The organism is Kosakonia sp. 1610, assembly GCF_050435845.1.
Classification (GTDB): domain Bacteria; phylum Pseudomonadota; class Gammaproteobacteria; order Enterobacterales; family Enterobacteriaceae; genus Kosakonia; species Kosakonia cowanii.
Map to the genome: position 1 here is coordinate 1,331,139 of NZ_JBNDKZ010000001.1, position 14,940 is coordinate 1,346,078.

General features: G+C 59.6%; 13 protein-coding genes. 3 read left to right on the forward strand and 10 right to left on the reverse strand.

Features of this window, described 5'->3' with window-relative positions; translation table 11 throughout:
• Positions 1-33: 33 nt before the first annotated feature.
• From ABIC80_RS06330 to sad, 6 genes are all read right to left on the reverse strand, one after another.
• A complete protein-coding gene (locus ABIC80_RS06330) occupies positions 34-1,008 on the reverse strand; it encodes a GGDEF domain-containing protein (RefSeq protein ID WP_042715599.1) in 975 nt (324 codons plus the stop codon).
• Between the two features lie 212 nt (positions 1,009-1,220).
• On the reverse strand, positions 1,221-2,657 hold the full coding sequence (locus ABIC80_RS06335; RefSeq protein WP_429176090.1) for a diguanylate cyclase domain-containing protein: 1,437 nt from the start codon (positions 2,655-2,657) through the stop codon (positions 1,221-1,223).
• Positions 2,658-2,765: 108 nt separating this feature from the next.
• Positions 2,766-3,128, reverse strand: coding sequence for a DUF4186 domain-containing protein (locus ABIC80_RS06340; protein WP_429176093.1), 363 nt, complete (start codon positions 3,126-3,128; stop codon positions 2,766-2,768).
• Complete coding sequence (gene glsB, locus ABIC80_RS06345) at positions 3,128-4,054, reverse strand: glutaminase B (protein WP_094419823.1); 927 nt, start codon at positions 4,052-4,054, stop codon at positions 3,128-3,130. Before glsB ends, ABIC80_RS06340 begins: the two co-directional genes overlap by 1 nt.
• A gap of 60 nt (positions 4,055-4,114) precedes the next feature.
• Complete coding sequence (locus tag ABIC80_RS06350) at positions 4,115-5,704, reverse strand: methyl-accepting chemotaxis protein (RefSeq protein WP_263752280.1); 1,590 nt, start codon at positions 5,702-5,704, stop codon at positions 4,115-4,117.
• A gap of 100 nt (positions 5,705-5,804) precedes the next feature.
• Positions 5,805-7,193, reverse strand: a complete 1,389-nt coding sequence (gene sad, locus ABIC80_RS06355) for a succinate-semialdehyde dehydrogenase (protein WP_429176095.1) — start codon at positions 7,191-7,193, stop codon at positions 5,805-5,807.
• Positions 7,194-7,297: 104 nt separating this feature from the next.
• Between sad and ptrR the strand changes: the two genes are divergently transcribed.
• On the forward strand, positions 7,298-8,149 hold the full coding sequence (ptrR, locus tag ABIC80_RS06360) for a putrescine utilization regulator PtrR (protein ID WP_139964810.1): 852 nt from the start codon (positions 7,298-7,300) through the stop codon (positions 8,147-8,149).
• A gap of 675 nt (positions 8,150-8,824) precedes the next feature.
• Here the strand turns inward: ptrR and ABIC80_RS06365 are convergent.
• The gene (locus ABIC80_RS06365; protein WP_429176098.1) at positions 8,825-9,295 is read right to left on the reverse strand and encodes a GNAT family N-acetyltransferase; all 471 of its coding nucleotides are present in this window, start codon (positions 9,293-9,295) and stop codon (positions 8,825-8,827) included.
• A gap of 149 nt (positions 9,296-9,444) precedes the next feature.
• Between ABIC80_RS06365 and ABIC80_RS06370 the strand changes: the two genes are divergently transcribed.
• Positions 9,445-10,389: an L-lactate dehydrogenase gene (locus ABIC80_RS06370; protein WP_429176100.1), complete on the forward strand. Its 945-nt coding sequence runs from the start codon at positions 9,445-9,447 to the stop codon at positions 10,387-10,389.
• 40 nt (positions 10,390-10,429) lie between these two features.
• Here ABIC80_RS06370 and ABIC80_RS06375 read toward each other — a convergent pair whose 3' ends face one another.
• Complete coding sequence (locus tag ABIC80_RS06375) at positions 10,430-11,221, reverse strand: PhzF family phenazine biosynthesis protein (protein WP_429176101.1); 792 nt, start codon at positions 11,219-11,221, stop codon at positions 10,430-10,432.
• 170 nt (positions 11,222-11,391) lie between these two features.
• Between ABIC80_RS06375 and ABIC80_RS06380 the strand changes: the two genes are divergently transcribed.
• Positions 11,392-12,588, forward strand: coding sequence for a sugar transporter (locus tag ABIC80_RS06380; RefSeq protein WP_094419817.1), 1,197 nt, complete (start codon positions 11,392-11,394; stop codon positions 12,586-12,588).
• Between the two features lie 520 nt (positions 12,589-13,108).
• On the opposite strand, the gene ABIC80_RS06385 is transcribed toward ABIC80_RS06380, so the two are convergent.
• The gene (locus tag ABIC80_RS06385; protein WP_429176102.1) at positions 13,109-14,263 is read right to left on the reverse strand and encodes an alpha/beta hydrolase; all 1,155 of its coding nucleotides are present in this window, start codon (positions 14,261-14,263) and stop codon (positions 13,109-13,111) included.
• On the reverse strand, positions 14,263-14,937 hold the full coding sequence (locus tag ABIC80_RS06390) for a MarC family NAAT transporter (RefSeq protein ID WP_042715624.1): 675 nt from the start codon (positions 14,935-14,937) through the stop codon (positions 14,263-14,265). The genes ABIC80_RS06385 and ABIC80_RS06390 overlap by 1 nt, the downstream gene beginning before the upstream one ends.
• Between the last annotated feature and the right edge of the window lie 3 nt (positions 14,938-14,940).

A 14,940-nucleotide genomic window follows, 5' to 3' on the forward strand; every position in this document is an offset into this window, starting at 1 on the left:
TCAAGCGCCGCGCCCATACGATTTCGTTATGGATCAGCGCCCGCGATTGTTGCGGGATTTCATGGCATACATCTTCTCATCCGCCTCTTTCATCCAGGCGCGCAGATCGTCACTGCCATCGTGATTAAACTCGCTGACGCCCCAGGAGAAACCGAGCTTCCAGGGTTTACCCGATTGCTGGTTCCAGGCCTCAACCTGTTCGACCAGATGCTGCATCGCAATCCATGCGCCCTCTTCATTGGTATCGGAGAAGACAATCGCGAACTCGTCGCCGCCGTAGCGAACCCGCAGATCCGCTTCGCGCAGGCTGGCGGTCATCACCTCCGCCATCGCCTTCAGGGCTTCATCCCCTTCGCCGTGGCCGTAGGTGTCATTAATCTCTTTAAAGTTATCAAGGTCGATCCACGCCAGCGTCAATGGCTGCGCGCGACGGCGTGCGCCAACAATCGCGAACTTCGCCAGGTTATCGAAGCCACGGCGGTTAAAGAGTCCGGTTAACTCATCGGTCGTCGCCGCGCTCATCACCGCGAACTCATCTTCGACGATCATGGCGAAATCTTTCAGGGTGTCGACTTCCGCGCCGGAAAAGCCGCGCGCCGCTTTATCAATCACGCACAGCGATCCCACCAGCGCGCCGTCCGGCAGGCGCAGCGGGTAACCGGCATAGAAACGAATGTGCGGTTCGCCGGTCACCAGCGGATTATCGGTAAATCGCTCATCAAGATGGGTATCTTCAATGATCATCGCCGTTTCAGACAAAATGACGTGACCGCAAAAGGAGATGTTGCGCGGCAGCGTCTGGGCTTCAGCCGGATAACCGCCGGTGGATTTAAAATGGAGCGTCTCTTCATCGACCAGCGTAATCAACGCCGCCGGGACATTGAACATCCGTTGCGCCAGGCGCGTTAAGCGGTCTAAACGGGCGTTGACGCCACCCTCCAGCAGGCCGGAGTCATGTAATGACGCCAGGCGCTGTGCCTCATTTGCGGGAATCGCAGGTGTTTTCATAGAGTGCCGATCTCATCATTCTCAGTCTGGACCGCCGCGCTCGAGCAAACGGGCGAGTAGACAACGGTTTACAGCATTAAGCGTAGCCTATTCGGCACGTTTGTCAGGGTGAGCGAATCCGCTGCTTGCGACCGCGCGACGTTAATCATATGGGTCTCAAAAATCAGCCGCAAGATATTTATAAGTTATTAATATTTATTGTGTTGCTTATTTCACGTGGCGGGCGAAACAGTCACTTCCCGCGCATCGTTTTGGCTATCGCTAGTACAGTTTCTGCCATGGTTCTTCGAGCGGTAGAGATGCTCATCGGCCTCGGCCAGCAGATCATTGAACCCCTCGGTTAACTGGCGCGGGTCCGGCGTGCCGTGCCCGATGCCGACGCTCATCGTCAGATGTAGCGTCTGCTGGCGCCATTTAAAGAGATGGGTTTCCACCGCATGGCGCAGCGTCTCCGCCAGCGCTTTGCCTGCCGTCGCATCGTCCGTTACGGCGACCACCACAAACTCCTCGCCGCCCATACGCGCCACCAGCCCGCGTGTGCCAAGCTCCTGCTGCACTTTTTGCGCGAACGAAGTCAGCACTTTGTCGCCGCACTCGTGACCATAACTGTCATTGACGCTTTTGAAGTAGTCGATATCCATCAGCATCACCGACAGATGCTTGCCGACAAAGCGCTTCTCCTCTTTGCGCAGGGCTTCATACAGGCCGGAGCGGGAGTAAACGCGGGTGAGGAAATCAAAATCGGCGCGCAGCGACACCTGGCGCATCAGGCGGTTGATGGCTTCAACGCTGACCGAGACGATCACCGGGCAGATGGCCATCGTTGCCACGCCAAGGCGCGCCGAGAGCATCTGCGGAATATCAAACGGCGAGTGGACGTGAATATCGATCTGCCCGCTGGAGACCAGCATAATCTCCAGCCCGCCGGTGATAAGCGTCACCAGGCAGGTTAACGGCAGTGAATAGCGCACCGCGCACCAGATCAGCGCCGGGAGCGGAAACGCCAGGCTTCCGGCACCGCCAATCATCACCGAGGCGGCGACCGACACTGCCAGCGCAAGGATCGGTATCACCTGCGGCAGTGAAAAGCCTTTGAGCGCGCGCGGGCGCGTCATGGTCAGCAGGCAGGGCAAAATCAGCACGCCCGTTGAGAACTGCTCGCCAAACCAGTCCGCCAGCAGCGGCCAGAAACCCTGATCGTCAATCCCGACCGAGCCCAGCGCGCCAAAGAAGGCGCAGAGCAGCGCCGCCACCAGACAGTAACTAAAGAGTTTCAGGGCATTGATCGGCTGTGGCGTCTTGGCGATCTGGCGCCGCTCCCAACCGATAAGCTGCGCCATGGTGATAATAAACACCATATTGGAGAAGTTGATGATCAGCGACGCCGTGCCCCAACTGGTGGTGACGGCATCGTAAGCCAGCATCGCGACATAGCTGATTAAGTAGTAGTGCCAGCGATGCAAAAACGCGTAGCGGGCGAAGACCCCGGCCATCACCGCGTTTAGCGGCCAGAAGAGCGACAACTCCTCGACCAGGCGCATCATCGCGCCGATAAAATAGAACAGCGTGGTCAGCGCAAAAATCATCCCCGCATTTATCAGCGGGGTCTCTTCCCTGAACGGACGCCAGGAGGACAACAAAGCTCGCATCAAATCTCAATTCCTGTCGCGGGCGGCAGGAGCTGCCCGAAGTAGCGTCGGAAATAGCCTAAAGCTTAGCATGCTTGTTTTCCGCTATAGGGTGTTGCGCAACCGCCATCAGCGCGGCGAATTCATCTGTATCACCAGCCAGTGATAAATCACATCAACAACATACTGCTGCTGCGCGGGTGAAAGCGGCTGACCCGGTGTAATGGCGTGCCACTTCGCCAGACAGCCGCGACAACAGGTGGCGGTGGCATGCTGGGCGATAAACACCGGGTGGCCGCGCATCGGCGTCTGTTTACCGTCATTGTCAGGCAGCGCAGGCGCAAGGCGCCGGGCGACGAAATCGGCGGCGTGGGCAGCAATCACCTCTGCCCCCTTCTCTTCGCAGTAATGCCGCTCCTTTGCGCCTAAGCGAAAACGGGAGCGAAAGGTTGAGCGCCCAAGGCGGGCAAACAGCGCGTCGAGATCCGCCATCAGTAGACCGATCTACCAAGGCGCTGGCTGAGCGCTTCCAGCAGCGCGACACCCGCCAGTGAGTTGCCCGCGTCATCCAGCTCCGGGCTCCAGACGGCAATCGCCATCTCATGAGGCACAATCGCCACAATCCCTCCGCCAACGCCCGACTTCGCCGGCAGGCCGACGCGGAAGGCAAACTCCCCGGCGTTCTGGTACATGCCGCTGGTCGCCATCAGGGCGTTAATCTGCCGCGCCTGCCTTGGCGACACCACTGGCTGGCCGAGGTGCTCCGCCTGCCCGCTCTGCGCGAGGAAAAGAAAGGTGCGCGCCAGCTCAGCGCAGCTCATCTTCAGCGCGCAGTAGTGGAAGTAGTTTTGCAGAACAGTGGTGACATCATTGTGGAAGTTGCCGAAAGATTTCATCAGCCAGGCGATAGCCGTGTTGCGCGCGGCGTTGTCGAACTCCGATCGCGCCACCGCCGTGTCGTAAACGATATCCTCGACGCCTGCGAGCTTGCGCACAATCTCCAGCATCCGCTGGCGCGGTGCGCTGAGGCGGCTTTGCAGCATATCGCACACCACCAACGCCCCGGCGTTAATGAACGGATTGCGCGGCTTGCCCTGCTCGATCTCCAGTTGCAGCAGCGAGTTGAAAGGCTGGCCGGAAGGATCTTTGCCGACGCGCTGCCAGATCTCCTCCTCACCGTAGTGGTTCATTGCCACCACCAGGCTAAGCACTTTTGAGATCGACTGAATGGAGAAGCGCTCATCGGCATCGCCTGCCTGATAGTGCTCCCCATTGACGGTGCTGATCGCGATACCCAGTTTATTGCCGCTGACTGCCGCCAGCGCCGGGATATAATCCGCGACCTTTCCGCGTCCCAGCAGCGGGCGTACCTGGTCGACTATCGTCTCCAGCACGCCATTATCCATCACCGATGCCACTTTCACTCCTCGCCCACAGGCCAAATCGGGCTGCGAGTATACCAGAGCTGTTTTGCCGCGTCAGGCGCTGAGACGAAAACGCGCAACCGCTTGCATCAATACCTGAGAATCGTGATAAAGCTGCTCGGAGGCCGCGGCTGCTGTGGTCACCAGCTCACCGGTGCGCCGCGCCACACTGTTAAGGGAGTGAAGGCGTCGGGTCATCTTATGGATGCTCTCGCCCTGGCTCAGCGTGGCGGCAGAAATTTCACTCAACACCCCGCTCAGATGCCCGACCAGCCCGGTCACCTGTTGCAGGTTATCTTCGAGACGGCTCACCGCCTGGGTGCCATCGTTGATCCCCTGCAATGAGTGGTTAATCAGCTGCTGAATGGTTTGCGTCGAGTGGCTGCTCTTACGCGCCAGTAAGCCCACCTCTTTTGCCACCACCGCGAAGCCGCGCCCGTGGTTGCCCGCATGCGCCGCTTCGATAGCAGCATTCAGCGCCAGAATGTTGGTCTGAAACGCCACGCCGTCGATCAGCGCCACGATATTGCGCATCTCGGCGGAGCGGTCGACAATCTCGCGCATCGACTGCGTCACCGTCTCCATCATCCTGTCGCCGCCCGCCGCGACTTTACGTGCTTCATCTGCCTGCTGGCGCGCCTCTTCAGCAAAACCGGTATTGCCCTCGACGTGCGACTCCAGCGTGGCGATATGCTCGGTAACATCGTTCAGTTCCTGCGCCTGCTTCGCCGACTGCTGATTAAGTGACTGGTTGCCTTCCGCCAGGCTGCCGATGGTACCAATCATTGACGCGGTGGCGTCGCTCACCTGCATCACCAGCTGTTGCAGCCCCCGCTGCATGGTGCCGACGCTATGGCTAAGCTGAGTGATTTCGCGGTTGAAGCGCTGCACCGGCGGCAATGGCGTGCCGAGATCGCCGGCGGCAAGAATATTGATGTGAGCAATCAGTGTACGCAGCGGCGTGATGACCCAGCGCGACATGCCGAACCACACCACCAGCGCAATGGCGACCAGCAGCGCCGGGATCAGCATAAAGACCTGCTGCAAACGGCTGAGGCTGGCAAGCAGCGACTGCCTTCCCTGCTCGGCGTGCTGTGCGCCAGCCTGCTGAAAACGGGCGTAGTTATCGTTGAAATCGGCCTGGAATGCCTGTGCCGGAACGGCAAAAAAGGCGTCGATCGACTGGGTTTTCACCAGCCCGTCAGCCTGCTCTTTCAGCGCGCCATAAAAGAGCTGATAGCTGTTGACCAGCCCGTCATCTTTTGGCGGGTTGAGTGCCTGAAAGGCAAGCCAGGCTTTATTCGACGCAGCCAGCGCCTGCTGAGTTTCGTCCATCAGGCTGTGCCAGCTGCCGTCTGAACCGGTCGCTTTATCCTGCATAAAGTAGACCCCGGCGCGGTTGAGCAGATCGCTTGCGCTGAGAAGCGCAATGCGCGCTTCGTCTGCCCGCACCTGTTGCAGATGCGCCTGTTGGTTCAGGCTCTCATCGTGCTGCGCGCTGCGAAGCGAGGCGGTAAGGAAAAAGGAGGAGGCGATTTGCAGGGCGGAAAAGAGCGCGATGATGCAAAAAATCCCGGCCAACAAACCAAACTGCTGCGGTGCGATACGCCGAAAAACTCGGCGTAAAATTTGCGTTAAGTTCATGATATTCTTCTGTAACCACTAAGTTGCGGTGAGTCTACAAAAGGATCATGACACATCCATGACAGCCAGTGATGACGCGCCCCACAGGGGCGCGTTGCGCTTACAGACGATCTTTCCACACGGTCTGAACGTTGCAGAACTCGTGCAAACCAAAGTGGGAGAGTTCGCGCCCGAAGCCGCTCTTCTTCACGCCGCCAAAAGCCACACGCGGATCGCTGGCGCTAAAGCCGTTGATAAACACGCCGCCGCACTCGAGATTATCGGCAAACCACTCGGCCTGCGCGCTGTCGGCGGTGAACACCGTGGCCGAGAGGCCAAAGTCGCTGTCGTTGGCCAGCGCCAGCGCATGCTCTGCATCGCGGGCGGTGCTGATCGCAGCAACCGGGCCAAACAGCTCCTGGCGGAACGCCGTCATCTGCGGCGTAACGTTGGTCAGCACCGTCGCCGGGTAGTAGTTGCCGTTGCCCGGCGTCTTCTCGCCGCCGAGTCGCAGGGTGGCGCCCTCTTTGATGCTCGCCTCAACCTGAGCGTGCAACTCGTCGCGCAGATCGAAGCGTGCCATCGGCCCAAGGTAGTTCTCCTCTTTTTCCGGCGCGCCCTGCTGTAATGCCGCCGCCGCAGCGACAAATTTCTCGGTGAACGCGTCGGCGATCCCCTCTTCAACAATGAAGCGTTTCGCCGCGGCGCACACCTGCCCGGTATTCTGATAACGCCCGGCAACAGCGGCTTTCACCGCCAGATCGAGATCGGCATCGTTGAGCACGATAAAGGGATCGGAACCGCCCAGTTCGAGCACGCACTTTTTCAGCGCCGCACCGGCCTGAGCACCGATTGCCGCCCCGGCACGCACGCTGCCGGTGACGGTCACGGCGGCAATGCGCGCATCGTTAATTGCCTGGCTAACGCCCTCATTGGTTGCATTGACCCAGCCAAAGACGCCCGGCGCGAACCCGGCTTCGCTGAACAACTCGCCGATCAGCGCCGCGGATCCGAGCACATTCGGCGCATGTTTTAACAGATAGCTGTTGCCCGCCAGCAGGATCGGCACCGCGCCGCGCAGCACCTGCCAGAGCGGGAAGTTCCACGGCATCACCGCCAGAATCGGCCCCAGCGGGCGATATTCGATGCGCGCACGCTGCGCTTCGACCTGGGTGGCTTCGCTGCCGAGCATCATCGGGCCATGCTCGGCGTACCAGTCGCACAGCGCGGCGGACTTCGCCACTTCTGCCCGCGCCTGCAGGATCGGTTTGCCCATCTCTTCACTCATCATCAGCGCCATCTCTTCTGCGCGGTGACGCAGCACGGCGGCCAGATCGCGCAGCTTCTGCGCGCGCTCATTGACGCTGACGTTGCGCCAGTGGCGGTAGCCGCTATCGGCCAACGCCAGCGCGCGGTCAACCTCTTCACGGCTGGCCCACGGCGTGGCGCGCAGGGTTTCACCCGTTGCCGGGTTGATGGAGAGTGCATGGGTGGTGGCGGTCGGAGACATTATTTTTTCCCTCAATGATTTCAGAACTTGCATTAGGGTGACGCAGTTTGTTATTTCTGAAAACTGAATAATATTAACTTCACCATTCACATTATGAGAACAGCATGGATTTAACCCAGCTTGAGATGTTTAACGCCGTGGCGCAGACCGGCAGCATTACCCAGGCCGCGCAGAAGGTGCACCGGGTGCCGTCAAATCTGACGACGCGCATTCGCCAGCTGGAAGCGGATCTCGGCGTCGATCTCTTTATCCGCGAAAATCAGCGCCTGCGCCTGTCGCCTGCCGGACACAGCTTTTTGCGCTACAGCCAGCAGATCCTCGCGCTGGTGGATGAGGCGCGGATGGTGGTGGCGGGCGATGAGCCGCAGGGGTTGTTCTCGCTGGGCGCGCTGGAGAGCACCGCCGCGGTGCGTATTCCGGCGACGCTCGCCGCCTATAACCAGCGCTACCCGCGCATCCAGTTCGATCTCTCCACCGGCCCTTCCGGCACCATGATTGACGGCGTGCTTGAGGGGACGTTGAGCGCGGCGTTTGTTGACGGGCCGATTATGCACCCGGGGCTGGAGGGCATTCCGGTCTATCGCGAAGAGATGATGATTGTCGCCCCGGCGGGCCATGAGCCGATTACCCGCGCTTCGCAGGTGAACGGTGCCAGTATTTATGCCTTTCGCGCTAACTGCTCTTATCGCCGCCATTTTGAGAGCTGGTTTCAGGCCGACCGCGCCACGCCGGGGAAAATTCACGAGCTGGAGTCCTACCACGGCATGCTGGCCTGCGTGATTGCCGGTGCCGGGCTGGCGCTGATCCCACGCAGTATGCTGGAGAGCATGCCCGCCCATCAGCAGGTCAATGCCTGGCCGCTGGCAGAGGAGTGGCGTTGGCTCACCACCTGGCTGGTGTGGCGACGCGGCGCGAAAAGCCGACACCTTGAAGCATTTATTGCGCTGTTGCCGTAGGGTTTTCGGCGTGCGGTTTTTTATGCCAGATGGCGCGTAAACGCTTATCCGGCCTACAGGAAAGGTGCGGCTGAAACCGCGTAGGCCTGATAAGCGCAGCGCCATCAGACATTGTCTCCGCGACACAATTGCCGGATGGCGGCTCCGCCTTATCCGGCCTACAAAAACGAGCCTACAGCCACACCGATATTGCCTTTACCTGCGTTATCACAGCGGCGTTGTTGACCCCCGCTGAAATCGGCGAACCGAAGCGGGAATGACAAGGTCTGGACGCCATGGATGGCGGACAGAGGCGAACCGAGACAGGGACAAAATTGCCGGGAGCAATTTTGAACAGCGCTTGCGCTGGCCCCGGAGGGGCGAGTCCCATGGATGGGACGAGTAAGTCGAGTCGAGCCGGCCGCAGTCAGGCACGCGGGAGGTGAGCGCAGTGCGCAGCACCGATTTCCTCGCGGGGCCGCGGGGATTGACAAGGGGAGCGCGGCCGCTTCCCTTGTCCCGTTCACCGCAGAAGAAATGAATGAAACTCCCCAACGCCTGGTGAACGGAATCATTCCACCAATGCCACATGAAAACCCCATCGCCGGATGGCGCGTTACACGCTTATCCAACCTACGTGAACGGAGCCCCTGAAACCGCGGCTGATTGCCGGATGGCGGCTACGCCTTATCCGGCCTACGCTCGCAGCGCATCAGGCAACTGCTTCTCCATAAATACACTTAACGGGTCAGGCTCATAGGGCGAAAACGCCTCGCAAATCTGGTATCCGCAGCGCTGATAAAGCTTCACCGCCGCGTGCTGCTCGATGCCCGTCTCCAGCCGCAGCGTGTGGCACCCCTTCTCGCTCGCCGCCTGCTCCAGCGCGGCAATCAGCTGCTCGCCCAGCTTCTGCCCGCGGTGCGTCGGATCGATAAACACCCGCTTCATCTCCGCGCTGCCATCCTCATTAAGCAACACCGCGCCGCAGCCAACAGCATCCTGCTGATGCACGATTTTACGCAGGATCAGCGTCTCTTCGGGAAAGGAAGCCAGATCGACCAGATGGTTGCTCTCTGCCGGGTAGAGCGCGGTCTGGTAGTGGTCGAGGGCGGCGATGAGGGCAATCACCTCCGGCTGCGTGGCGGTGGCATCAACAATACGGTACATAGCGGCTCCTTATAGTTATCGCGTTGTTAAATTAGCGAAAATTCCGCCGCTTAACTCATATGAATAACCTATAGATCCGCGACAATATTGCACCCCGGCAATAACAGGCTGTACTTTACGCACAAGAATATTCTGACAAGGGAATCGCCATGAATACAAAAGCCCGCAAAGTGATGATTATCGGCACCGGTAATGTCGGTGCGTCTGCCGCTTACGCTCTTTTAAACCAGAACATTTGTGAAGAGCTGATCCTGGTGGATGTTAACGCCCAGCGCGTAGAGGGACACGCGCAGGATCTGGCGGATGCCGCCGCGTTTATGCCGGGGATGATGATCGTCTCCACCCGCTCCATCGAGGCGTGTGCGGATGTCGATATCGCGGTGATTACCGTCTCCGGTGGCGCGCTGAAGCCCGGCCAGACGCGGCTGGATGAGCTTGCCAACACCGCGCGCATTGTTAAAAACATTGTGCCCACCATGATGGCAAACGGCTTTAACGGCATTTTCCTTGTGGCGACCAACCCTTGCGACATCATTACCTGGCAGGTGTGGTCCCTCTCCGGCCTGCCGCGCAACCAGGTGATCGGCACCGGCGTCTGGCTCGACACCACCCGTCTTCGCCGTCTGCTGGCGCAGACGCTGGATATCGGCGCGCAGAGCATTGACGCGTTTATTATGGGCGAGCATGGCGATACGCAGTTCCCGGTGTGGTCGCACTCATCGATTTATGGTTCGCCCATCGCCGACGTCTATCAACAAAAGACCGGCCAGCCGCTGGATGCAGATGCACTGGCGGATCGCGTGCGCCGCCACGGCTTTGAGATCTTCGCCCGCAAAGGCTGTACCGAATATGGCATTGCCGGCACGATCGCCGAGATCTGCCGCAATATCTTTACCGGCAGCCACCGCGCGCTGGCGATCTCCTGCATTCTTGACGGGGAGTATGGCGCGCACAATGTGGCGATTGGCGTGCCTGCGGTGCTGACCCACAGCGGCGTGGAGCAGATTATCGAACTGAACTTAACCGACGACGAAGTGGCAAAGTTCAACCACTCCGTTGAGGTGATCAAAACTAACATTGCGCGCTTGCCGTAATAAGCGCGCTGCGGGGGCGCTATCGCCCCCGGTCATTGTGCTAGCGCAGATAGACTTTGCCGATTAAATAGAGCGTCGCCTGGCCGCCAATCAACACCCGATCGCCCCGCCACTCGCAGCGCAGATCGCCGCCGCGCGCGGAGACCTGGCGCGCCTGCATCACCGTTTTGCCAAGCTTCTCGCCCCAGTAAGGGATCAGCATGCTGTGCGACGAACCGGTAACCGGATCTTCGGCCACCGACTCGCCCGGGCAGAAGAAGCGGCTGACAAAGTCATACTCCTCTCCCGGTGCCGTGACGCAGACCATTTTCCCCAGCGGTTTCATGGCGGCGATATCGGGCTGTAAGGCTTCGACCTGCGCCTGGCTCTCCAGCACGACCATGTAATCGCGCCCTTCATACACCGCCTGCGCCGTCGCAATGCCCAGCGTTTCCAGCAGCAGCGGCGGCGGGTTCTCAACGGCCTGGGTTGTCCATGCCGGAAAATTGAGAGTGAGCCAGTCGCCGTTGCGCGCAACGGTTAACTCGCCGACAAAACGGGTGCTGAAGCGGATCTCAGTCTCTGGATAATCGAGGTATTCGAAGATAATGTGAGCGGCGGCGAGCGTCGCGTGACCGCAGAGATTGATCTCATCCTGCGTCGTGAACCAGCGCAGCTCGAAGCCGCTGTCGTTGCGCACAAAAAAAGCGGTTTCCGACTGGTTATGCTGCTGCGCCATTTTCAGTAACAGCTCGTCCGGCAGCCACTCGGTAAGTGGACAGACCGCGGCGGCGTTACCGCCGAAGGTGTGGTCGCTGAAAGCGTCGACCAGATAGAAGTCAATTGTGTGCATTGTTTTTCCTCATCTTTTCTTTTGTTCTGACGGCAAACCTTCGGCGGCGCAACCGCTATTTTTTTGCTGAATGAAAAATGAGATCTACATCACAAAAAGTTTGTCTTTCCGTCGGCAAAAGCATTAAGATCTTCGCCTCTTCTTCTCTCAAACCAACCCAAAGCACTCTTATGATGACGAATACTGTTTCACGTAAAGTCGCGTGGCTACGGGTGGTTACGCTTGCCGTTGCCGCTTTTATTTTCAACACCACCGAATTTGTGCCGGTGGGGTTGCTCTCTGATATCGCCCAAAGCTTCGATATGGAGACCCCGCAGGTCGGGATTATGCTGACCATCTACGCCTGGGTGGTGGCGCTGATGTCGCTGCCCTTTATGCTGCTAACCAGCCATATTGAGCGGCGAAAACTGCTGATTGCGCTGTTTGTGCTGTTTATCGCCAGCCATGTTCTCTCCTTCCTGGCGTGGAATTTTGAGGTGCTGGTGATTAGCCGTATCGGCATTGCGTTTGCGCATGCCATCTTCTGGTCGATTACCGCCTCACTGGCGATCCGCCTGGCACCGGCGGGTAAACGCGCCCAGGCGTTAAGCCTGCTCGCCACCGGTACCGCGCTGGCGATGGTGCTCGGCTTGCCGATTGGCCGCATCGTCGGGCAGTACTTTGGCTGGCGCACCACCTTCTTTGTGATTGGCATGGGCGCGCTGGTAACGCTTATTTGCCTGGTGAAGCTGCTGCCGACGCTCAACAGCGAGCACTCCGGCTCGCTGAAAAGCCTGCCGCTGCTGTTCCGTCGCCCGGCGCTGGTCAGCATCTATGTGCTGACGGCAGTGGTGGTGACCGCCCATTACACCGCGTACAGCTATATTGAGCCGTTTGTGCAGAATGTAGCGGGCTTTAGCGCCAATTTCGCAACTATCCTGCTGCTGTTGCTTGGCGGTGCGGGAATTATTGGCAGCGTGCTGTTCGGTAAACTCGGCAACCGACACGCCTCCGGGCTGGTGTGCAGCGCCATCGGGCTGCTGGTGATTTCGCTGGTGATGCTGCTTCCTGCCGCCGGGAGCGAAAGCTATCTCGCCGTGCTAAGCCTGTTTTGGGGCGTGGCGATTATGATTATTGGCCTCGGCATGCAGGTGAAAGTGCTGGCGCTGGCGCCGGATGCCACCGATGTGGCGATGGCGCTCTTTTCCGGGATTTTCAATATCGGTATTGGTGCAGGTGCGCTGGTGGGAAATCAGGTGAGCCTGCACTGGTCGATGAGCACCATCGGTTATGCTGGTGCCGTCCCGGCGATTGCCGCGCTGGTGTGGGCGGTGGTGATTTTCCGCCGCTGGCCGGTGCAGCTCGAGGAGCAGAGCGAGTCAGTGTGATCGTTCTGAAACGGCGTAGGCCGGATAAGCGGTTACGCGCCATCCGGCAATGGGGTTTGCATGTGGCTTTGGTGGAATGATTCCGTTCACCAGGCGCTGGGGAGTTTCATTAATCTCTTATGCGGTGAACGGGATAAGGGAAGCGGCCGCGCTCCCCTTATCAATCCCCGCGGCCCCGCAAGGAAATCGGTGCTGCGCACTGCGCTCACCTCCCGCGTGCCTGACTGCGGCCGGCTCGACTCGACTTGCTCGCCCGTTCCGGGCTTCGCTCCATGTCTCGGTTCGCCTCTGTCCGCCATCCATGGCGTCCAGACCTTGTCATTCACGCTTCGGTTCGCCGATTTCAGCGGGGACACAACCCCTCGCTGCCATATCGCAGATAAAAGCCACACTGGTGTCGCTGTAGGCTCGATTTTGTAGGCCGGATAAGGCGCAGCCGCCATCCGGCAGTGGTGTGGCGGGGATAATGCCGGATGGCGCTACGCTTATCCGGCCTACGGGATCGCCGCGGTTTCCACCATCAGGGCGCTGCGGTGATAACGTCGTGCATCACCGAATTCTGCCATGCAAACCACGGGTTCCACGTCAACCGGGCGTGAATTTTCCCCGGCGTCACTAACCCCCAATCGGAATACCACACCTCGTCACCCTTCAGGCAACGCTGTGCCGCCGCTTCCGACTGCCCGTTACCGCAAAGCCTTACGCTGCCCTGGCGACCATAGAGCGGATTATCCGGTGAAAAGAGCACCGACATATGGGAAAACTGGCTGATGCGATCCTGCGGTAGCATATCGGTTTTCACGCGCAGACGTGACATTGTCACTGATTCGAACGGCGGCGTGCCGTACCAGATCGCACGGCTGGCGGGATGGGTAAAGGCGCGGTCGAAGCGATCGAGGATCCAGCGCGTATCCAGCACCGAATCATGCTCCGTTAACACCACCAGCGTCGGCTTATTGAAGGACTTCTGCGCCAGCAAACTCTGCGCGCTGGCGCTGGTTCGCCAGAACTGGGCAAAACCGTTGGTCGGCACGCGCAGATAGCGGGTGGCGATCTGCTGGGGGAAAAGCGCCCCCGGCGGGCGCAGCCAGTCGCGAAACAGCGCCAGCGTCGGCGCCAGAAAAGCGTAGCGGGTACTTGGCCTGAAGGCCGGCGAGAAGAGCAGCAGCCCCTGCACGTTGTCATGCGCCATGGCATATTCCAGCGCCAGGTTGCCGCCGGTAGAGAAGCCGCCCAACCAGAGCGAATCGACCTCTTTTGCCAGAATCGCCGCCTGCTCATTCACCACCTGCCGCCACTGGTCAACGCTGACGCCAATCAGGTCGGCAGGACGCGTGCCGTGGCCGTCCAGCAGCACCGTGCGCACCAGAAACCCTTTGCGGGCAAGCTGCGGGGCAATATCGACGAACGATCCCGGCCCGTCGCCAAGACCGTGGATCAGCAAAATCCCCTTGCGCGCTCTCTGCGCCGGTCGCCACTCCTGCGGCGTATTGAGCCGTAATTCGGCGGGTTTATCCAGCGTCTGAAAGGCGCGGTGGGCGGCGACATAATCGCGCGTCTGCTGTTGATACGCAGTAAAGCTGCTCTGCCCAAGCGGCGCTTCGACGCGTTGTTGCTGCTGGCAGCCGACGATAAGCAGACAGCAGCAGAGAATGAAGCAGGAGAGCTGGCGCATCAGGCGCCCGCCGGATAGGTCGAGATAATCTCCAGCACGCCATTAATGATGAACTGCACGCCCATACAGACCAGCAGGAAGCCCATCAGCCGCGAGATGGCTTCAATGCCGCCCTTGCCCACCAGCCGCATAATTGCGCCGGAGCTGCGCAGGCTTACCCACAAAATCAGCGCCACGGCGGCAAAAACCAGCGGCGGCGCAACGGCGATCACCCAGGCGGGAAAATCAGCGCCGTGGCGAACGGTCGATGCCGAGCTGATAATCATCGCAATGGTGCCCGGCCCGGCAGTGCTCGGCATCGCCAGCGGTACAAAGGCAATATTGGTCTCCGGCTCATCCGCCAGCTCCGCCGTTTTGGCTTTTGTCTCCGGCGACTCATGACTTTTCGCCGGTGGAAAGAGCATGCGAAAGCCGATAAACGCCACAATCAGCCCACCGGCAATGCGCAGGCCTGGAATCGAGATGCCAAAGGTGTTCATCACCACCTGGCCTGCGTACCAGGCGACCATCATGATGATAAAGACATAGAGCGAAGCCATGCGCGCCTGCTGGTTTCGCTGGACGCTGTTCATGTTACCCGCCAGGCCTAAGAACAGCGCGACGGTGGTCAGCGGATTAGCCAGCGGCAGCAATACCACCAGCCCGAGACCGATAACTTTGATCAATTCCATCATGGT